The organism is Arthrobacter sp. SLBN-122 (assembly GCF_006715165.1).
Taxonomy (GTDB): Bacteria; Actinomycetota; Actinomycetes; order Actinomycetales; family Micrococcaceae; genus Arthrobacter.
Genome location: NZ_VFMS01000001.1, coordinates 2,604,815 through 2,623,770, shown reverse-complemented (window position 1 = coordinate 2,623,770; position 18,956 = coordinate 2,604,815). Strand labels below are relative to the sequence as shown.

The 18,956-nt window shown below is 67.1% G+C and carries 14 protein-coding genes; 10 read left to right on the top strand and 4 right to left on the bottom strand.

The genetic code is table 11. The features are described from left to right. Positions 1–6 precede the first annotated feature (6 nt). Positions 7–675 (top strand): GntR family transcriptional regulator, encoded by a 669-nt coding sequence (locus FBY36_RS12300; RefSeq protein ID WP_142119779.1) that lies wholly within the window; start codon positions 7–9, stop codon positions 673–675. A gap of 73 nt (positions 676–748) precedes the next feature. Here FBY36_RS12300 and FBY36_RS12295 read toward each other — a convergent pair whose 3' ends face one another. Beyond that, on the bottom strand, positions 749–1,534 hold the full coding sequence (locus FBY36_RS12295; protein ID WP_200830485.1) for a putative hydro-lyase: 786 nt from the start codon (positions 1,532–1,534) through the stop codon (positions 749–751). After that, the gene (locus tag FBY36_RS12290) at positions 1,531–2,751 is read right to left on the bottom strand and encodes an NRAMP family divalent metal transporter (protein ID WP_142119777.1); all 1,221 of its coding nucleotides are present in this window, start codon (positions 2,749–2,751) and stop codon (positions 1,531–1,533) included. Before FBY36_RS12290 ends, FBY36_RS12295 begins: the two co-directional genes overlap by 4 nt. Positions 2,752–3,021: 270 nt before the next feature. Between FBY36_RS12290 and FBY36_RS12285 the strand changes: the two genes are divergently transcribed. From FBY36_RS12285 to FBY36_RS12270, 4 genes are read left to right on the top strand one after another with little or no spacing between them, the layout of a single operon-like run. Further along, positions 3,022–4,620: a PucR family transcriptional regulator gene (locus FBY36_RS12285; protein ID WP_142119775.1), complete on the top strand. Its 1,599-nt coding sequence runs from the start codon at positions 3,022–3,024 to the stop codon at positions 4,618–4,620. Beyond that, positions 4,617–5,576 (top strand): glutaminase, encoded by a 960-nt coding sequence (locus FBY36_RS12280; protein WP_200830484.1) that lies wholly within the window; start codon positions 4,617–4,619, stop codon positions 5,574–5,576. The genes FBY36_RS12285 and FBY36_RS12280 overlap by 4 nt, the downstream gene beginning before the upstream one ends. Before the next feature lie 46 nt (positions 5,577–5,622). Beyond that, positions 5,623–7,140 (top strand): amino acid permease, encoded by a 1,518-nt coding sequence (locus tag FBY36_RS12275; protein ID WP_142119773.1) that lies wholly within the window; start codon positions 5,623–5,625, stop codon positions 7,138–7,140. Positions 7,141–7,179: 39 nt separating this feature from the next. Continuing rightward, a complete protein-coding gene (locus FBY36_RS12270; protein WP_142119771.1) occupies positions 7,180–8,895 on the top strand; it encodes a thiamine pyrophosphate-dependent enzyme in 1,716 nt (571 codons plus the stop codon). A 93-nt stretch (positions 8,896–8,988) separates the two neighbouring features. Here FBY36_RS12270 and FBY36_RS12265 read toward each other — a convergent pair whose 3' ends face one another. Further along, positions 8,989–9,336, bottom strand: coding sequence for a hypothetical protein (locus FBY36_RS12265; RefSeq protein WP_142119769.1), 348 nt, complete (start codon positions 9,334–9,336; stop codon positions 8,989–8,991). 213 nt (positions 9,337–9,549) lie between these two features. On the opposite strand from FBY36_RS12265, the gene FBY36_RS12260 reads away from it, so the two are divergent. Together FBY36_RS12260 and FBY36_RS12255 are read left to right on the top strand one after the other, a co-directional pair. Next, a complete protein-coding gene (locus tag FBY36_RS12260; RefSeq protein ID WP_142122615.1) occupies positions 9,550–9,759 on the top strand; it encodes a hypothetical protein in 210 nt (69 codons plus the stop codon). Positions 9,760–9,960: 201 nt separating this feature from the next. Next, a complete protein-coding gene (locus FBY36_RS12255) occupies positions 9,961–10,617 on the top strand; it encodes a DUF4232 domain-containing protein (protein WP_200830483.1) in 657 nt (218 codons plus the stop codon). A 126-nt stretch (positions 10,618–10,743) separates the two neighbouring features. Here FBY36_RS12255 and FBY36_RS12250 read toward each other — a convergent pair whose 3' ends face one another. Then, positions 10,744–11,217: a DUF4383 domain-containing protein gene (locus FBY36_RS12250; protein WP_142119765.1), complete on the bottom strand. Its 474-nt coding sequence runs from the start codon at positions 11,215–11,217 to the stop codon at positions 10,744–10,746. Between the two features lie 190 nt (positions 11,218–11,407). Between FBY36_RS12250 and FBY36_RS12245 the strand changes: the two genes are divergently transcribed. From FBY36_RS12245 to FBY36_RS12235, 3 genes are read left to right on the top strand one after another with little or no spacing between them, the layout of a single operon-like run. Further along, complete coding sequence (locus FBY36_RS12245) at positions 11,408–12,994, top strand: FAD-dependent oxidoreductase (RefSeq protein ID WP_142119763.1); 1,587 nt, start codon at positions 11,408–11,410, stop codon at positions 12,992–12,994. 49 nt (positions 12,995–13,043) lie between these two features. Beyond that, positions 13,044–18,131: an Lhr family ATP-dependent helicase gene (locus FBY36_RS12240; RefSeq protein ID WP_142119761.1), complete on the top strand. Its 5,088-nt coding sequence runs from the start codon at positions 13,044–13,046 to the stop codon at positions 18,129–18,131. Next, positions 18,124–18,954, top strand: coding sequence for an Fpg/Nei family DNA glycosylase (locus tag FBY36_RS12235; protein WP_142119759.1), 831 nt, complete (start codon positions 18,124–18,126; stop codon positions 18,952–18,954). Before FBY36_RS12240 ends, FBY36_RS12235 begins: the two co-directional genes overlap by 8 nt. Positions 18,955–18,956 lie beyond the last annotated feature (2 nt).

Here is an 18,956-nt window from a genome sequence, read left to right as displayed (position 1 = left end):
ACGGACATGGACAGCGGGACACACGGTGCGGCGGAACACGCGCACACCACGGCATGGATCGCGTCCGTTCTGCGCAGGCGCATCGCTGCGGGCGAGCTGACCCCCGGGTCCAAGCTGTCCGAACAATCCCTGTCCACCTCGCTGGGCGTCTCCCGCAACACCCTGCGGCAGGCCTTCACCATCCTTGCCGGCGAGTCAATCGTCACCCATATTCCCAACCGGGGCGTCTTTGTCGCGTCGCCGGGCGCGGAGGAGGTGCGGGAAATCTACCGCATCCGCCGAACCATCGAACCCGCCGCCGTGCTCTGGGGCGAGCTCTCGCCGCAGATCCTGGATGAGATGGAAGCCATCGTCCAGCGCGCCCAGGCGGCCCGGAATGCCGGTTCCGTCATGGATATGGCAGACGCCAACCAGGCCCTCCACCGGGCGGTAGTGGGCCTGACGGGAAGCGGCACCCTGCAGGAACTGATGGACCGCGTGCTCGCCGAGATGCGGCTTGTCTTTTATGCCATGGCCTCGGCCCCCGACTTCCACAGCCACTATGTGGAGCGCAATGTGGAGCTCGTGAAGCGGCTCCGGGCAGGCGAACGGGAGGAAGCTGCCGCCGGGCTGCGCACCTACCTCGACGCCGCCGAGGCCGAACTGCTGGGCCACTTGGCCGGCCCGGGGCACTGACCGGAGGCTGTTAAAGCCGGGAGGAGCCCGCACCGGTTGGTGCGGGCTCCTCCCGGCTTCTTTAGTCGCGGGTTCACGGAACCAGGTAGTCGCTGTCCCTCGCGTCGGTGATGAGCATGTGGCCAGGGGCGTGGCCGATGGCCAGCGGCGGGCGTGACTGCATCACGGCAGCCTGCGGGGTGACGCCGCAGGCCCAGAACACCGGAATGTGCCCATCCGGGACAGTCACGGCATCCCCGAAGTCCGGCCGGGCCAGGTCGCTGATGCCCAGTTCGTGCGGGTTGCCCACGTGGACGGGCGCGCCGTGCACGGCCGGGTAGCGGGAGGTGATGCGGACCGCGTCGGCCACCTGCGAGGCGGGGACGGGGCGCATGGAGACCACCAACGGACCGGACATGGTGCCGGCGGGGGCACACTGGCGGCTGGTGCGGTACATCGGCACGTTCACGCCCTGCTCGATGTGGGCTATGCCTATGCCGCCGTCCTGCAGGGCTGCCTCGAAGGTGAAGGAACAGCCGATCAGGAACGTCACCAGGTCATCACGCCAGTAGTCTGTGATGTTGGTGGGCTCATCCACTTTCTCCCCGTCGCGGTACACCGTGTACTTCGCCACGTCCGTGCGGATGTCCCCGCCTGCCAGCAGCGGGCCGCTGGTCTCGCCGGGCTCGAGGACGCCCAGGATGGGGCACGGCTTGGGATTGCGCTGGGCGAACAGCAGGAAATCGAAGGCGTGGTCCCGCGGAATGGCAAGCACGTTCGCCTGCGCGTACCCGCGGGACCAGCCCGACGTCGGTTCCACCAGGCCGCCTCGGAAGGCTTCGCGTGCTGCGGCGGGGAGGATGCTGGGGCGGTCCATCATGCCCACAGCTTTGCCAGTCCCATGAGCGAGGTCCAGCCGAGGAACACGGTGAGGAGCCATGCGGCGGTACCGACCAGGAGCAGCCACTTGGGGTAGGCGTAGCCGTGCATCAGGTCGCGGCGGCGCCAGGCCACCCAGAGCAGGACCGCAAAGCCTACCGGCAGGATCAGTCCGTTGAAGGCGCCGGCGAAGATCAGCAGCTGCTGGGGCGCCTGGCCGAGGAAGAAGTACACGATGGCGCAGCCGGCAATGAATGCGACGGTGATGAGGTTCCGCTTGCGCTCGGGCGTGCGGGAGGAGGTGATGAAGGAGACGGAGGTGAAGGCTGCGCCGATCACCGAGGTGATGGCGGCGGCCCAAAGGACCACACCGAACATCCGGAGGCCGATTTCACCGGCTGCCGCGCCGAAGGCTTCGGCCGCCATGTTGCTGCTGGTGAGGACGGTCCCGCCGGCCACGACGCCGAGGATGGCCAGGAAGAGCAGCACGCGCATCAGGCCGGTGGTCAGGATGCCCAGGACGGAGCTGCGGGTGATCTCCTTGACGTGCCGGATGCCGGTGGCGCCGGAGTCGAGCATGCGGTGGGCACCGGCGTAGGTGATGTAGCCGCCCACGGTGCCGCCCACCAAGGTGGTAATGATGAGGAAGTCCACCTTTTCGGGAAGGAACGTGTTCTTCAGCGCCTCTCCCAGGGGCGGGGCGGCGACGATGGCCACGTAGATCATCAGCAGGATCATGACGGCGCCCAGCAGCACCACGATCCGGTCCAGTGCCATGCCGGCTTTCTTGCTGAGGAAGACCAGGATGGCGACCACGGCCGAGACAATGCCGCCCACCTTCGGATCCACACCCATCATGGCGTTGGCTCCGAGGCCGGTGCCGGCAATGTTGCCGATATTGAAGACCACCCCGCCAAGGAACACCAGGCCGGAGAGAAGCCAGCCGATGCCGGGAAGGACCTTGTTGCCAAGTTCCTGGGCCCGGAGCCCGGTGACGCCGATGACGCGCCAGACATTCATTTGCACGGCCACATCGATCAGGATCGAGGCCAGGATCGCGAACGCGAACGCGGCCCCGATCTGGGCGGTGAACACCGTGGTCTGGGTGATGAAGCCCGGTCCGATGGCACTGGTGGCCATGAGGAACATGGCGCCAAGGAGCGCTGTGCGGCGGGCGGACGTGCTTAGGTTCAGTTTGATGCCAGGTTCTGCTGCCATGGTTCCATCCATTGCCTTGGGTGACCGTAGTCACAATTATCGTCCCCAGCGACGATACAGGTTGTTGAACAATCTTGGCAAGGTATTGTTGAACAACTTTTCCTGGCGGGGCCCCGGCAGCGCCTTATAGGGCCCCCTCCTTCCATGGACCGGAAACCAAAAACATGTCGGCGGGCTTGGAATGAATTCCATAATCGTGCGCCTTGAGGCTGGATAGCATGATGTGACCGGACAGAGCCGTCCGCTGGGATCAACACAAAAGGAAATGCCATGGCCGCGGTTACGGTGGAGGACATCCTCTCGGATCTTCCCCTTGGCTTCGCCAGCCTCATCCTCCGGCCTGCCCCTACGGCGCCGGCCATCGAGCGGTTCCTGATTGTGGACGCGGACGACGAAGCGATCGAGCCCGCCAAAGCCTTTGTCCTGCTCATCGGGGTCCGTGGACGTTCTGCACTGCCTGCCCTCCGGCGCCTCCTGAAGGATCCGCCCCCGGTGGTCGCCGTGAAGGGCCAGCGTGAAGACCTCGCAGAAGCGGAGGAACTCCTCCGCGCAGCCGGGTCCGGGCTGCTGCTGGTGGACCCGGCGGCAGACTGGGACCGCCTGCTGTCCATTGCCAAGGACCGGATCCAGCCGCGCAGCTACCAGAGCGAAGTGTTGACGCTGCTCGAGGAAGACCTCTTCGCGATCGCCCAGACCACGGCCCGGCTCACGTCCAGCCACGTGCTCATCGAGGATGCGGCCAACAAGGTCCTGGCCTATTCCACCGTCACCAACGACATTGATGAACTCCGGAAGGCGTCCATCCTGGCCCGCCGCGGCCCCCGCAAGTATGAACTGCTGCTCAAGGACCTCGGTGCCTACCGGGAACTCCACCGCACCCGCCAGCCGGTCCGCATGCCCGCCAGGCCCCAGGACGGGCTGCGGGAACGGGTTGCCATCGCGCTCTTCGCGGGTGAGCGGATCATGGGCTACATCTGGCTCCAGGAGACCGGCGGCGGCTTTGGGCCGGATGTTGAATACGTCCTTACGGGCTCCGCGGCCCGCGTTTCCGCCGAATTGATCCGCTACCGGAACCAGCAGTCCGTCCATATGCGGGAGGACCGGGTTGTGCGGATCCTGTCCGGCCCCGCGGAGGCCGCCGCCAGCGCGCACAGCGGAAAGATCCCTTCGGAAAGGCCGGCCGCGCTCATCCTCATCGGCATGTCCGATGCCGACTCGCGTGCCGATGACGCAGCGCTCAAGCACGGGGAACTTGCCAACCTCGCCTCCATCCACGCGGCCGCGTACAAGCCCACCGCCGTCGTGGGCCAGTTCAACGGTGACACCGCCATCATCGTGCCCGACCTGCAGTCAAGCACCGCGGAATCGGGGCTGCGGTCGCTGGCCGAAGCGATCGTCCGGGATGCGGGCAAACACCTCGGCATCAGTCCCTTCGCAGCCGTCGGCCCCCTGGCGCCGGACCTGTTGTCCCTCCACACGGTGACCCGGATTACGGAGGCGCTGTTGGCCTGCGTGGGCACCGCGGAATCCGGCACGGTTGCCTCGGTAGGAGATTTCGAAGCCGAGATCCTCTACCGCGAGGCGGTACGGAACTTCCACTCGTCCCCCTTCCGCCACCGCAGCCTGGCAACACTCCTGCAGGAAGACGCCGAACTCGCCGAGACCCTCCGCGCGTATTTCGACGCGTCCTTCGACGTCGCCGAATGCGCCAGGCGGATGAACCTGCACAAGAACACCGTGTACTACCGGGTAGCCAAAGCCACCCGCGTGACCGGCCTCAACTTCAGCAGTCCCAGGGACTCCCTGGTGGCACTGCTCCACCTCCAGGAGTGGGCCTCCACCTCCTACGACACTTCAGGCAGGAAATGACCACCACGCTCGGCGCACCACCCCTGGACGTCCTCCTCGAGGACATCGTCCGGCATCACCGGCCGCGGAAGGAGACGGGTGCAGTACCCCGCAATATCCCCTTCCTGGCCAAGGTTCCCTTCAACCGGTTTGGAATCGCCGTCGCCACCACCACCGGTGACGTCTTTTGCTCCGGCGACGCGGACGTCCCCTTTTCCATCCAGAGCATCTCCAAGGTATTCACCCTTGCCATGGCGCTGCAGGGCGGCGGATCGGCCCGCCTGTGGTCACGGGTGCTGCGCGAACCGTCCGGGACCGCCTTCAACTCCCTGGTCCAGCTCGAAGCCGAACACGGCATCCCCCGCAACCCCTTCATCAATGCCGGCGCACTGGTGGTCACCGACCACCTGATGGAAGGGACGCCCGACGCCGCTGCGCACCTCCTGCGGTTCCTCACCGAACAAGCGGGCCGGCAGGGACTCACAGGGAAGCAGGGACAGTCCGGGCCGTTCATTGACGAGGCTGCGGCCGCCGGTGAATTGGCCGGCAGCAGCCGCAACCTGGCCCTGGCCCACTTCCTGAAGGACTTCGGAAACCTCTGCCGGCCCGCGGAATCAGTGGTGGAAAACTATGTCCGCCAGTGTTCCATCATGATGACCTGCACCGAGTTGGCCAAGGCCGGCCTGTTCCTTGCCAATGACGGCCAGGGGACCTCCGGCACGGTGTTGTCGCCAAGCGAGGCCAAGAGGATCGGCTCCATCATGCTGACCTGCGGCATGTACGACGCCGCCGGCGAATTCGCCTACCGCGTGGGCCTGCCCGGCAAGAGCGGGGTGGGCGGCGGGATCCTGGTCATCGTGCCGGGCCAGTGCGCCATCTGTGTGTGGAGCCCCCGCCTGGATGCGAAGGGCAATTCCCTCGCCGGCACGGCAGCCCTTGCCGACCTCTCGGACCGCACCGGCTGGTCCGTTTTCTAGATTTTCCCACCCCATCAGATCTCCCCCGGATCGAAAGGAAATACCCATGCCCAACAACCCCAATGACGAGGTTGGTTTCGACCACATTATTGATGGTGGTCACACGCATGCGTCCGAGACCTCCCTGCACGCGGAGGACAAGGGTTACCACAAGAACCTCAAGCCCCGGCAGATCCAGATGATCGCGATCGGCGGTGCGATCGGCACCGGCCTGTTCCTGGGCGCCGGCGGCCGGCTCAACGCGGCCGGCCCGTCCCTCGTCATCGCGTACGCGGTCTGCGGGTTCTTCGCGTTCCTGATCCTGCGCGCCCTGGGCGAACTGGTCCTGCACCGGCCCTCCTCCGGCTCGTTCGTCTCCTACGCCCGGGAATTCTTCGGCGAAAAAGCCGCGTTCGTCTCCGGCTGGTTCTACTGGATCAACTGGGCCACCACCACCATCGTGGACATCACCGCCGCCGCCCTCTACATGCACTTCTTCGGCAACTACATCCCCTGGATGGCCGACGTCCCGCAGTGGGCCTGGGCACTGACCGCCCTCATCGTCGTCCTCGCCCTGAACCTCGTCTCGGTCAAGGTCTTCGGCGAAATGGAATTCTGGTTCGCCCTGATCAAGGTCGCCGCCCTCGTCGCCTTCCTCATCATCGGCACCTACTTCGTCATCTTCGGCACCCCCGTGGACGGCCAACAGGTCGGCATCAGCCTCCTGAACGACAACGGCGGAATCTTCCCCAACGGCCTGCTCCCCATGATCATCCTCATGCAGGGCGTCCTGTTCGCCTACGCCTCCATCGAACTCGTCGGCACCGCCGCCGGCGAAACCGAAAACCCCGAAAAAATCATGCCCAAAGCCATCAACTCCGTGGTCTTCCGCATCGCCGTGTTCTACGTCGGCTCCGTCATCCTCCTGGCCCTGCTGCTGCCCTTCACCTCCTACCAAAAAGGCGTCAGCCCCTTCGTGACCTTCTTCGGCTCCATCGGCGTCCAGGGCGTAGACGTCATCATGAACCTCGTGGTCCTCACCGCCGCCCTGTCCTCCCTCAACGCCGGGCTCTACTCCACCGGCCGGATCCTGCGCTCCATGTCCGTCAACGGCTCCGCCCCGCGCTTCGCCTCCCGCATGAACAAAGCAGGCGTCCCCTACGGCGGCATCGCCATCACCGCCGTCGTCTCCCTCCTCGGCGTCCCCCTGAACTACCTCGTCCCCGCCGAAGCCTTCGAAATCGTCCTGAACATCGCCTCCGTCGGCATCATCATGACCTGGGCCACCATCGTCCTCTGCCAAATCCAACTCAAACGCTGGGCCGACAAAGGCTGGGTCACCCGCCCCTCCTTCCGCATGTTCGGCGCCCCTTACACCGGCTACCTCTCCCTCCTCTTCCTCATCAGCGTCCTCATCATGGTCTTCATCGACTCACCCCTGACCATGCTCGTCACCGCCATCGCCTCCATCCTCATGGTCATCGGCTGGTACGCCTGCCGCCAACGCATCCGCGACATCGCCGAAACCCGCGACGGCTACACCGGGAAGTCCCCCGTCATCGCCAACCGCACGCCCATTTCCTGACCCCGGCGCTTCCGCCACCCTCCGAGCTAAAGAAAGAACATGACACCAGAGCCGCAGCCCACCCTGACCTCCTCCCCTACCCGGCCCGCCGCCGTCGTCCATCACCGGGACGCCGCGGTGCCCGCCCTGAAATCCGCGGGGCACATGATCGTTGATTCGCTGGTGGCGCACGGCGTGGAGCGCACCTACGTGGTTCCCGGCGAGAGCTTCCTGGACGTGCTGGACGGCCTGCACAACTCGACGATCGAAACCATCGTCTGCCGCCATGAAGGCGGCGCCGCCTACATGGCGGAAGCCGACGGGAAGCTGAACCAGCGTCCCGGGGTGGCGATGGTGACCCGGGGGCCCGGTGCCGCCAATGCCCACGTGGGACTGCACACCGCGTGGCAGGATTCCACTCCCATGCTGCTGTTCGTGGGGCTGATCCCGTTCGCCCACCGGGACCGCGAGGCCTTCCAGGAATTCGACATCAAGTCCTGGTTCGACACCGGAGCCAAGCGTGTGATGGTCCTTGACCACCCGGAGCGGGCATCCGAGATCGTGGCGGAAGCGATGTTCGCGGCCATGAGCGGGCGGCCCGGGCCCGTGGTGGTGGGCCTGCCCGAGGACATCATCCGGCAGCAGGTGAGCCCCGCCCTGCACCCTGCCATTCCCGTTGCCGCCGGCGGCATGGCCAGCACGGATGCAGCAGCGCTGGAAGCGGCGCTGGCTGAATCCAGCAAGCCCCTTTTCGTCACCGGCGGCAATGACTGGACCCAGGAGGCCGCGGACCAGCTCACCGGATGGCTGGAACGGCACCACATCCCGGCCGCGGCGGAATGGCGGACGCAGGGTACGGTGCCCTTCGATTCGCCCTCCTATGTGGGCCCCATCGGCTACGGCCGTCCCCGCCCCACCTATGACCTGCTGGAGGAGACCGACCTCCTGGTCTTCGTGGGAACGGTGCCGGGGGACGTCATCACGGACGGTTTCGTCTGCAGGCAGGACTGGAACAAGGAGAATTTCCTGGTCAGCGTGGACCCGTCGCTCCGCGGAAGGTCCGGCCCGGTGTCGCGGCAGATCCTGGCCAAGCCGGAAGCGTTCGTGCGCGGCCTGGCCGACATCAGCCTGCCCGTGAAGGAAGAGTGGAAGGCCTGGACGGGCCGGATGCGCGCTGAGCAGGAGCGATTTGCCGCGCTTCCTCCCGCTGCGCCGGCGGCAGGACAGGCGCGGATGGACACCCTGATGGCCAATCTCGTCCCACGGCTGCCGGAGGACGCAATGGTGACTTTTGGTGCAGGTGAACACACCAACTGGGCGCACCGGTATTTCCCCACCCGCCGCTACGCGTCCATGATCAGCGCGCGGAACGGTTCCATGGGGTACTCCGTCCCCTCGGCCATCGCTGCGTCCCTGGCCGAACCGCGACGGCGCGTGGTTACCATCGCCGGGGACGGCGAGTTCCTCATGAACGGGCAGGAGCTGGCAACGGCTGCCCAGTACGGCGCCACCCCGCTGGTGGTGGTCATGGACAACCAGGAGTACGGCACCATCCGCACCCATCAGGAGCGGCACTACCCGCAGCGCGTGTCGGGCACCCAGCTGAAAAACCCCGATTTTGCGCTGATGGCCAGGGCTTTCGGCGGGTTCGGAGTCACGGTAACCGAGGACCGGGACGTCCCGGCCGCACTGGATTCCGCCCTGGCAGCGATCGACCGGGACGGCGTGTTCGCCCTCATCCACCTCGTGGTGGAGCAGCGAGTCAAGGCGTACTAGGACTAACAGATGCCGGGCCGGGCGGTACCCCCGGTGACGTGGACGACGGCGGGACCTCCCGCCGTCGTCCACGTCCTTAAGGTTCGGGGCGGCTTAGAGCCGGTCCGTCCGGTCCTCGCCGCCCTTGTGGCCGGCTCCGCGGAGGTTCTCCTGGACCTTCCCAAACAGGTCCTTGATGGTGGATTCCGCGTTGGAAATGACGTCCACCGGCACGTAGACCTCATGGGTCAGGGGAAGGTCGTATTCATCCTTCAGGTGGGTGCCGCTTCCCACCCCTGTCAGGGACAGGTAGACCATGGCCTCAGTCCGCGCGATGCCGGCGAGCTTGCCGAAGACGACTGTGAACTCGTTCGGCTGGAAGCTGATTGTCTGCCCGATGTGGCTGCGGCCCAGTTCACCGGCGGGAACCGCCTTTTCCGACTGGCTTCCGGTGTAGTCCATGAACTTCTCCTTCGATCGCCAACACGTACGCAGGCAGTCTAACCCTGCCGTTCCACGCCGGCACAAGGACCCTGCTGGAGGGCTGCACAAAGCAGTTCCGGGACGGGTGGCCATTCCTCCATTGAGCCGGACCCTCGCCGGGCTGTTTGATGGCATCACCGGGCGGCAGTGGCTGCCTGGCCCATTCTCCCCAAAGGAAGAACCGTGACTTCAATGACGAGCCGCGTAAAAAGCCCCGTCCGCTGGGACAACGTCGACATCGGCGACGCAGTGGAGCTCCGAAGCAATGGATACACCGCGTTCAGCGGGCTGGTGGATGCCCGGACCGACGACGGCGACGTGGTGTGGGTGACTGCGCCGGCGGGCGGCCGGCGGCTGTTCCATATCGCCGACGGCTTCGACCTGGCAGGGGTGCCGGCATGACGGACTGCCCCGACGATTGCCCCTACTGCAGCGGGCCGGAGACTGACTGAGGGCCGGGGGGACAGCCCGGCCGGCGAAATGGCCGCGCAGGTCCCATTGCGGGCATGTCTGATGCCGGGATCATCACGATCCGGGCATCAAATTGCGTCTACTGCCGGTGGCATCGTTGACGCGGGCAACGGGTACCGCGAAGGTGGTGCCATGAGGTCTCAGAAAATTTCCCAGGGGTTTGCCATGACGACGGCGGCCGCAGCGGCAGCGCTGCTGCTCACCGCGTGCGGTCCAAGCCAGCCGCAGTCCCAGACAACGACGTCGCCCGCCACCGGGCAGGCCAGCCAGTCCCCGTCGCCAACCGCGTCAACGCCGCCTCCGGCCTCTTCGGCGCCGGCCACGTCGACGCCTGCTTCCCCCGCTCCGGGCACCACCCCTGCCGGCACCCCCACCCTCTGTAAAGCGGCCGGGCTCACGGCGGCAACCGACGCCTCCGGCGGCGGCGCTGCCGGCAGTGTCTACATGAAGCTCAACCTCACCAACAAAGGCTCCGAGCCCTGCATCCTCAGGGGTTACCCGGGCGTCTCCCTGGTGGCAGACGCCGCCGGCGCCCCCATTGGCGCCCCGGCAACACGGGATGATTCCGCCGGCGTCGTCGACGTCCTGCTGGCCCCGGGCCAGACCGGCACTGCTGTGCTGCGTTACACCCAGGCAGGCAACTACATGGACTGCTCCCCGGTCGATGCGGCCGGATACCGGATCTATCCGCCCGAGGAGACCGAGTCATTGTTCATCCCACAGCCAACGCGCGCCTGCAGCAACGCAAACATCACCCTGCTCAGCATTGGTGCGTTCCAGCCCGCCTGACCCAACGAAGACAACCTTGGACGGCCAAAGGCGGCCCGGCAATCAAGCCGGGCCGCCTTCATACTTCCGGACCGCCGTCGAACATTCCCGCCGGCTGCCCCTCGGCAGTGTTACCGCCTTTGGTTGTTACCTGGTGGCCGTGGTGGTGCGGCCGGCGCCTGCCGTGCCGCGGGACAGGGCCACGCCCAGGCCGATCATGGCAACACCGAGGACGAAGTGCAGCCAGTTGTCCGCCGTGTTGACCGGGACGAAGTTGGCAGCAGTGTCCTGGCCGATGAGCAGGCCGTAGAGCCACAGCACCAAGTAGATGGCGCCGCCCACCACCAGGTAGTTCTTTGAGCCGGGCACGCTGCGGGCCATGGCAATGCCTGCGGCGCCGAACAGCAGGTGGACGATGTTGTGCAGGATCGATACCTGGAAGAGGCCCAGCAGCATCGCCCCGGATCCGTGCCCCGCGAACCCCAGGGAGTCGTAGTTGGAAGTGATGCCGGGGATGAACCCCAGGACCCCTACCAGGAGGAAGACCACACCTACGGCAAGGGTGGCTTTTTGGATGTTGGTCCGGCCTACAGTGCGACCGCCGGAATTCATGGTTGTCATGATTTCTCCTGCTTGTGTCGTTGACGTTTCTAACTGCCGGGCGAAGCGTGACCGATAGTGCCTGACCATATACTTAATCCCCGACATCGTAAGTATACTTAGCAAATCCGCAGCGGATAGTAGAGGCTGATAACAGACCCATCACAAACTGGCCTGCGAGGGCCGTGGAGCGTAGGCAGGTTGGACTGGCATGACGTCGATTTGGCTGGACCGCAGGGAACCCTTCATTTCTGATCCGTTCGAACCGGACACCAGGTATGACACGGTGGTGGCGGGCGCCGGCCTCACGGGCCTGGTCACCGCACTGCTGCTGGCCCGGTCCGGACAAAGCGTCCTGGTGCTGGAAGCCCGCTTTCCAGGGGCCGTGACAACCGGCAACACCACCGCCAAGGTGACCTTGCTGCAAGGAACGTTCCTGTCCCAGCTCGCACGCCAGTATTCGCAGAAGCAGGTGCAGGCGTACGTGGACGGGAACCGGGAAGGCCAGGCGTGGCTGCTGCGCTACCTGGAGGAACACAACGTGCCCTTCCAGCGCCGCGACGCCTACACCTACGCCTCATCGGCGCAAGGCACGAAGAAGCTGCGTGAAGAAGTCAGCGCCGCCACCACTGCCGGGCTGGATGTGGATTACGTGCGCGACGCCGGTTTGCCGTTCCCCGTCCACGGCGCGGTGCGGCTGAGGGACCAGGCCCAGATCAACCCCCTGGAGGTCCTGGACGCACTGGTGGCTGATATCCGCAGCCGTGGCGGCCGTATCGTCAGCGGCGTGCGGCTCAGGGACGTGACCGGCGATGCGCCCTCCGCAGTCAAGACCGACCACGGCAGCGTCAGGGCGGACAAGGTGGTCCTTGCCACGGGCATCCCCGTCCTGGACCGCGGCCTGTATTTCGCCAAGCTGAAGCCGAGCCGATCCTACGCGGCGGCCCTTGAGCTGCAGGAGGACCAAGCGCCTCCGCGGGGCATGTACATCTCGGTTGAACAGCCCACCCACTCCCTTCGCGACTACGGGGTGGACGGCAGGAACGTGCTGCTCGTGGGCGGGCACGGGCATCAGGTGGGCCGGACGGATTCGGAAAAGGCGCACCTTTCCGGCCTGCTTGAGTGGGCGGGCGGGCATTACCCCGGTGCAGTCGCCACGCACACGTGGTCCGCGCAGGATTACCTGCCCACCAACCTCATGCCCTTCTTCGGCAAACTCCCGCGCGGAAAGGGCCAGATCTACTTCGGCACCGGCTACAACAAATGGGGAATGACCAACGCCGTCGCTGCCGCGCTGGGCATTTCAGCGGACATCCTGGGCGGGCAGGTGCCCTGGGCGGACACCATCCACCACCGCGTCACATCCCCGTCAGGTGCGTTGTCCGCCGTGGCTCTCAATGCCGGAGTGGCTGCACGGTTGGCTTCGGACTGGGGGAAGGTGACCACCGAGGGCCGGAAGTTTGATGGCCTGAAACGGGGCGCGGGTGGATCCGCTGTTCCGGCTTCCGAGGGTGCCGTACCGACACCACCTGTTCCTGTGGGCTCCGCAGCTGCCGGAGTCCCGGCCGAAGGCCAGGGCAAGGTCTACCGCGAGGGCAACCTGCCCGTGGCTGTATCCACTGTGGCCGGAACCACGTGCCGGCTCTCGGCAGTCTGCACCCACATGGGCGGCATCCTGCACTGGAATGACAACGAACAGTCGTGGGACTGCCCCCTGCATGGTTCGCGCTTCACCAACCAGGGCAAGCTGCTCGAGGGCCCCGCCACCAGGGACCTGCCGGAAGCTCCGCCTGCGTGAACAGGCCATCCGGGAGTTCACTGTCAGTGCCTTGGGGCATGATGGAGGCATGAACCAGGAACAGCGTCCTGCCGGCAGCAGTGTCTCCGGCGCGGCCGCCTCAATGGGCCAATTCAGCCGGCCCACCAGGGACTGGTTCCTGGGCGCGTTTTCGGCGCCCACACCTGCGCAGGCAGGCGCCTGGAACGCCATCTCCTCGGGGTCGCATGCGCTGGTGGTGGCCCCAACCGGTTCGGGAAAGACCCTCGCAGCCTTCCTCTGGGCCCTGGACAGGCTACTGGTCTCGGCATCCCACGCCCCTGACCCCGCCGCTGCTGAGGCACCGGTGAAAGGCAGGCGGGTCCGGGCGCCCAAACGCAAGACCCGTGTCCTCTACATTTCGCCCCTCAAGGCCCTCGGCGTCGACGTGGAACGGAACCTGCGCTCCCCACTGATCGGCATCACCCAGACGGCAAAGCGGCTGGAACTTCCCGCGCCGCTGATCACGGTGGGAGTCCGGTCCGGGGACACTCCCGCCAACGACCGCCGCGCGTTGCTGACCAACCCGCCGGACATCCTCATCACTACCCCCGAGTCCCTGTTCCTCATGCTCACCTCGAAGGCCCGCGAAACCCTGGCCGAGGTGGACACCATCATCATTGACGAGGTCCACGCGGTGGCCGGCACCAAGCGCGGGGCCCACCTTGCCGTGTCCCTGGAGCGGCTGGACGCGCTGCTGCCCAAACCCGCGCAGCGCATCGGGCTTTCCGCCACGGTGGAGCCCCGGGAACTCGTGGCCCAGTTCCTTGCCGGTTCGGCCCCCGTCGAGATCGTGGCGCCGCCAGCCAGGAAGAACTGGGACCTCACTGTGTCGGTGCCGGTGGAGGACATGTCGGACCTGCAGGGAGCGGCCGGGGCGTTTGATTCCGGCCCCGCGTCCGGGCTGCAGCCGCAGGCGTCCATCTGGCCGCATGTGGAGGAAAAGATCGTGGACCTGGTGCTGGCCAACCAGTCCACCATCGTCTTCGCCAACTCCCGGCGGCTCGCCGAACGCCTCACTGCACGCCTCAACGAGATCTACGCCGAACGCCAACTGATTGCCGTGGGCGGAGGCTGGGATGACCCGGGCCCGGAAGGGCAGATAGGCGCAGCCGGCACGCCAGGGGGACCGGCGTCGGGCATTCCCGCTTCCACCGCCACCCCTGCACACATGATGGCGCAGGCCGGGAGCTCCGCCGGCGCCGATCCGGTGCTGGCCCGGGCCCACCATGGCTCGGTGTCCAAGGACCAGCGTGCCCTGATCGAGGACGACCTTAAATCCGGGCGGCTGCGGTGCGTCGTTGCCACCTCGTCCCTGGAGCTGGGCATCGACATGGGCGCCGTGGACCTGGTGGTGCAGGTGGAATCGCCGCCATCCGTGGCCAGTGGGCTGCAGCGGGTGGGCCGCGCCGGGCACCAGGTGGGCGAGATTTCCCAGGGCGTCCTTTTCCCCAAGCACCGGGCGGACCTGGTCCACACGGCCATCACGGTCGAGCGGATGCTGGGCGGCAAGATCGAGCGGCTCAGCATCCCGGCCAACCCGCTGGACATCCTGGCCCAGCAGACCGTGGCCGCAACCGCCCTGGGCAGGATCGATGTGGAGGAATGGTTCAGCACCGTCCGGCGCTCCGCACCATTTGCCTCGCTTCCGCGGTCAGCGTTCGAAGCCACCCTCGACCTCCTGGCGGGGCGGTACCCGTCAGACGAATTCGCCGAACTCCGGCCCCGCATCATCTGGGACCGAAATGCCGGCACCATCGAGGGACGGCCCGGGGCCCAACGCCTTGCGGTCACATCCGGGGGCACCATCCCGGACCGCGGCCTGTTCGGCGTCTACATCATCGGCACCGAACAGGAGGGCTCCGCCTCCCCCTCGGAGGACGGCAAACCGGCACGCGCGCCGAAGGGCGGCCGGCGGGTGGGCGAGCTGGACGAAGAAATGGTCTACGAGTCCCGGGTGGGGGACGTCTTTGCCTTGGGTGCCACCAGCTGGAAGATCGAGGACATCACCCACGACCGCGTCCTGGTGTCCCCCGCGTTCGGGCAGCCCGGCAAGCTGCCGTTCTGGAAGGGCGATTCGCTGGGCCGGCCCGTGGACCTGGGCCGCGCGCTGGGCGCCTTCGTGCGTGAACTGTCCGCGTCCGACGCCGGGCCTGCCACCGAGCGCTGCAAGGCCAGCGGCCTGGATGAATTCGCCGCGAACAACCTTATCCAGTACCTCAGCGAGCAGAAGCAGGCCACGGAGGTGGTGCCCAGTGACACCACACTGGTTGTGGAGCGGTTCCATGACGAACTGGGCGACTGGCGGGTCATCCTGCACAGTCCGTTCGGTATGCCGGTGCACGCGCCGTGGGCCCTTGCCGTGGGGCAACGGCTGCACCAGCGCTACGGGCTGGACGGCTCCGCCATGGCAGCCGACGACGGCATCGTGCTGCGGGTGCCCATGATGGAGGACGAGCCGCCCGGCGCCGAGCTGTTCCTCTTCGATCCCGAGGAACTTGAGCAGATCGTCACGGCCGAGGTGGGCGGCAGTGCCCTGTTCGCCTCACGGTTCCGGGAGTGCGCAGCCCGCGCGCTCCTGCTGCCCCGACAGACCCCCGGCAAACGCCAGCCGCTGTGGCAGCAGCGCCAGCGGTCGGCACAGCTGCTGGACGTGGCCAGGAAGTACCCCACGTTTCCCATCGTGCTGGAAACGGTGCGCGAATGCCTGCAGGACGTCTACGACCTGCCTGCGTTGAAGGACATTGCCGCGTCCGTGGAACGGCGGGAACTGCGGATTGTCCAGACCACCACCCAGCAGCCCTCGCCGTTCGCCAAGTCCCTCCTCTTCGGCTATGTGGCGCAGTTCCTCTACGAGGGCGACTCCCCGCTCGCGGAGCGGCGGGCCGCCGCCCTGGCCCTGGACTCCACCCTCCTGAACGAGTTGCTGGGCCGGGTGGAGCTGCGCGAGCTCCTGGACGCCAAGGTTATCGAGGCCACCGAACGCGAACTGCAGCGCCTGGCGCCGGACCGGCGCGCACGGGGGATGGAAGGAGTCGCCGACCTCCTGCGGTTGCTGGGCCCGCTCGCGCCCGAGGAGACGGCGGCACGGCTCCAGGGTGCGGCGGTGGTTGGGCACGATGCCGGTGGAGTTGGGCAGGATCTCGCGCATGGGGCCGTGGAGGCCGGGCCCGATGAAACCGCGCCGGTCGAGCCTGCCGCCACCGTGGAAGAGGCGGTGGCGCACCTGGCCGCGCTTCAGCGCGCCAACCGCGCCATCAAAGTGAACATCGGCGGCGTGGAACGCTTCGCCGCGGTGGAGGACGCAGCCCGCCTCCGCGACGCCATTGGTGTTCCCCTGCCCATGGGAGTTCCGCTGGCTTTCATCGAGCCAGTGTCCGATCCCCTGGGCGATCTCGTTTCCCGGTATGCGCGGACACATGGGCCCTTTACCGCAGCCGAGGCTGCCGCCCGACTGGGCCTCGGTGTGGCCGTGGTGGGTACGGCCCTGAAACGCCTGGCAGCGGATGGACGTGTGGTGGAGGGTGAGTTCCGGCCGCATGCCGCACCGCCGGAGGCCGCAGAGCCGGATTCCAACGGTGACGGGGACGCGTCGCTTGATGCCGGACAACCGGGCGGACCACTTCCAGCGGATGGACCTGCAGCCGTCTCTCCTACCTCCGATGTTCCGCACATTGTTTCCAGCGAATGGTGCGACGCCGAGGTGCTGCGCAAGCTCCGCCGTCGTTCCCTGGCCGCGCTGCGGGCAGAAGTGGAACCGGTGGATGCCGCCGCCTATGGACGTTTCCTGCCGGCGTGGCAGCATGTCCGGACTCCCGGCGGCGGCCGCGGCCAGCCTTCGCTGCGCGGCCTGGACGGCATCATCACCGCCATCGACCAGCTCTCCGGGGTGCCCGTTCCTGCCTCGGCCTGGGAACCCCTGGTGCTGGCCACCAGGGTCTCCAACTACCAGCCCGCCATGCTGGATGAACTGATGGCCGCAGGTGAAGTGATCTGGTCCGGGGCTGGAGCGCTTCCCGGAAACGACGGCTGGATCAGCCTGCACCTGGCGGATTCGGTGGAACTGACGCTCAACCCCGCGCCCGGGTTCGAACCGGGGGACGCCGGCCAGCGGCTCCTGGACCACCTGCGCAACAACGGCGGCGGGTATTTCTTCCGCCAGCTGACCGAAGTGGCGGGCGGCATGGACGCCGTGCTGGGGGACCAGGAAGTGGTGGCTGCGCTGTGGGACCTCGCGTGGGCCGGCAGGATCACCGGGGACACTTTCGCCCCGGTGCGGTCCTTGATCGCCGGGGGCCACACGGCCCACCGGCAGGTGGCCCGGGCACCGCGTGCCCGGGCGCCGCGTCTGAGCCGGCTGGGACGTTCCCACGGCACCGGCCTGATGGGGTCCCCGGGACTGGCCGGGGGCAGGTACGGACCGCAGGGTGCCGCCGCCCCGCCCACTGCCGCAGGCCGCTGGTCCGCGCTCCCGGAACCTGAACTCGATCCCACCATCCATGCCAGGGCCACCGCGGAACTCCTGCTGGACCGCTACGGCGTGGTCACCAGGGGCTCTGTCATGGCCGAACAGATCCTGGGCGGCTTCGGCCTCATGTACAAGGTGCTGGCCCGGCTGGAGGAGGCCGGCCGCTGCCGCCGCGGTTACTTCATCGAACACCTGGGCGCCGCCCAGTTCGCCGTTCCCGCCACCGTGGACCGGCTGCGCTCCTACTCGGAAGACACGCAACTGGCCAAGGCGGAACCGGTGGCCCTGGCACTCGCCGCCACCGATCCCGCCAACCCCTATGGTGCGGCCCTCCCCTGGCCCGCACTGCAGGACGACGCCGGAACGGGTCACCGCCCGGGCAGGAAAGCCGGTGCGCTGGTTGTCCTGGTGGACGGTGCGTTGGTCCTCTATGTGGAGCGGGGCGGAAAGACACTGCTGTCGTTCAGTGATGACGAGGCCGTCCTCGCCGCTGCGGGGGCGGCGCTGGCGGGTGTTGTGACCCGGGGAGCCGTGGACAAGCTGATCATGGAGAAAGTGAACGGGCAGGGCATCCTGGACACCCCGGTCGCTGCGGCCCTCAGCGCCGCCGGCGCCTACTCCACTCCGAAGGGATTGAGGATCCGTGCCTGAGGGCGATTCCGTCTGGCGGGCCGCCCGCCAGCTGCATCAGGCCCTGGCCGGACAGACGTTGCTGGCATCCGATTTCCGGGTGCCCCGGTTCGCCACGCTGAACCTGGCCGGCTGGACCGTTGACGAGGTAATCCCCCGGGGCAAGCACCTGCTGATGCGGGTGGTCAGCCCGGAGGACAAGAGGCTGACCATCCACTCACATCTGAAGATGGAAGGCGCCTGGCAGGTCTATCCGCCCGGCGGACGGTGGCGGAAGCCCGGTTTCACCGCCCGGTGCGTGCTGCGCACCGCCGCGGCCGACGCCGTCGGCTTCTCCCTGGGCATTGTGGAAGTGGTGCCTACCGCCAACGAGGACTCCATCGTGGGATTCCTCGGGCCGGACCTCCTGGGCCCGGACTGGGACCTTGACGAGGCGGAACGCCGGGTCCGCTCCCAGCCCGAGGTGCCGGTGGGAGTTGCGCTCCTGGACCAGCGGAACCTCGCGGGCATCGGCAACATTTACCGTTGCGAGGCATGTTTCCTGTCCGCAGTCCATCCCGCTACTCCTGTTTCCGGGGTCACGGACGTGCGGACCCTGATGAGCGACGCCAAACAGCTTTTGGAGGTCAACCTTGGGCCCGGGCGCCGCGTGACCATCCTCAACGCCCGCGGCATGCCGGTGGGCAGGATGGCGGGCAGGCCCGGCTACTGGGTGTACGGCCGGGAGCGCCAGCCGTGCCTGAAATGCGGCACCCCCATCCAGTGCGGACTTTTGGGCAAACCGAACGGCGAGGAGGAACGCGACATCTATTTCTGCCCGAAGTGCCAGCCCGCGCCGGCTTGATC

Excerpts from the sequence above, each read along its gene's own strand:
- FBY36_RS12300 (WP_142119779.1), top strand. The coding sequence starts at position 7 with ATGGACAGCGGGACACACGGTGCGGCGGAACACGCGCACACCACGGCA.
- FBY36_RS12295 (WP_200830485.1), bottom strand. The coding sequence starts at position 1,534 with ATGATGGACCGCCCCAGCATCCTCCCCGCCGCAGCACGCGAAGCCTTC.
- FBY36_RS12290 (WP_142119777.1), bottom strand. The coding sequence starts at position 2,751 with ATGGCAGCAGAACCTGGCATCAAACTGAACCTAAGCACGTCCGCCCGC.
- FBY36_RS12285 (WP_142119775.1), top strand. The coding sequence starts at position 3,022 with ATGGCCGCGGTTACGGTGGAGGACATCCTCTCGGATCTTCCCCTTGGC.
- FBY36_RS12280 (WP_200830484.1), top strand. The coding sequence starts at position 4,617 with ATGACCACCACGCTCGGCGCACCACCCCTGGACGTCCTCCTCGAGGAC.
- FBY36_RS12275 (WP_142119773.1), top strand. The coding sequence starts at position 5,623 with ATGCCCAACAACCCCAATGACGAGGTTGGTTTCGACCACATTATTGAT.
- FBY36_RS12270 (WP_142119771.1), top strand. The coding sequence starts at position 7,180 with ATGACACCAGAGCCGCAGCCCACCCTGACCTCCTCCCCTACCCGGCCC.
- FBY36_RS12265 (WP_142119769.1), bottom strand. The coding sequence starts at position 9,336 with ATGGACTACACCGGAAGCCAGTCGGAAAAGGCGGTTCCCGCCGGTGAA.
- FBY36_RS12260 (WP_142122615.1), top strand. The coding sequence starts at position 9,550 with ATGACGAGCCGCGTAAAAAGCCCCGTCCGCTGGGACAACGTCGACATC.
- FBY36_RS12255 (WP_200830483.1), top strand. The coding sequence starts at position 9,961 with ATGAGGTCTCAGAAAATTTCCCAGGGGTTTGCCATGACGACGGCGGCC.
- FBY36_RS12250 (WP_142119765.1), bottom strand. The coding sequence starts at position 11,217 with ATGACAACCATGAATTCCGGCGGTCGCACTGTAGGCCGGACCAACATC.
- FBY36_RS12245 (WP_142119763.1), top strand. The coding sequence starts at position 11,408 with ATGACGTCGATTTGGCTGGACCGCAGGGAACCCTTCATTTCTGATCCG.
- FBY36_RS12240 (WP_142119761.1), top strand. The coding sequence starts at position 13,044 with ATGAACCAGGAACAGCGTCCTGCCGGCAGCAGTGTCTCCGGCGCGGCC.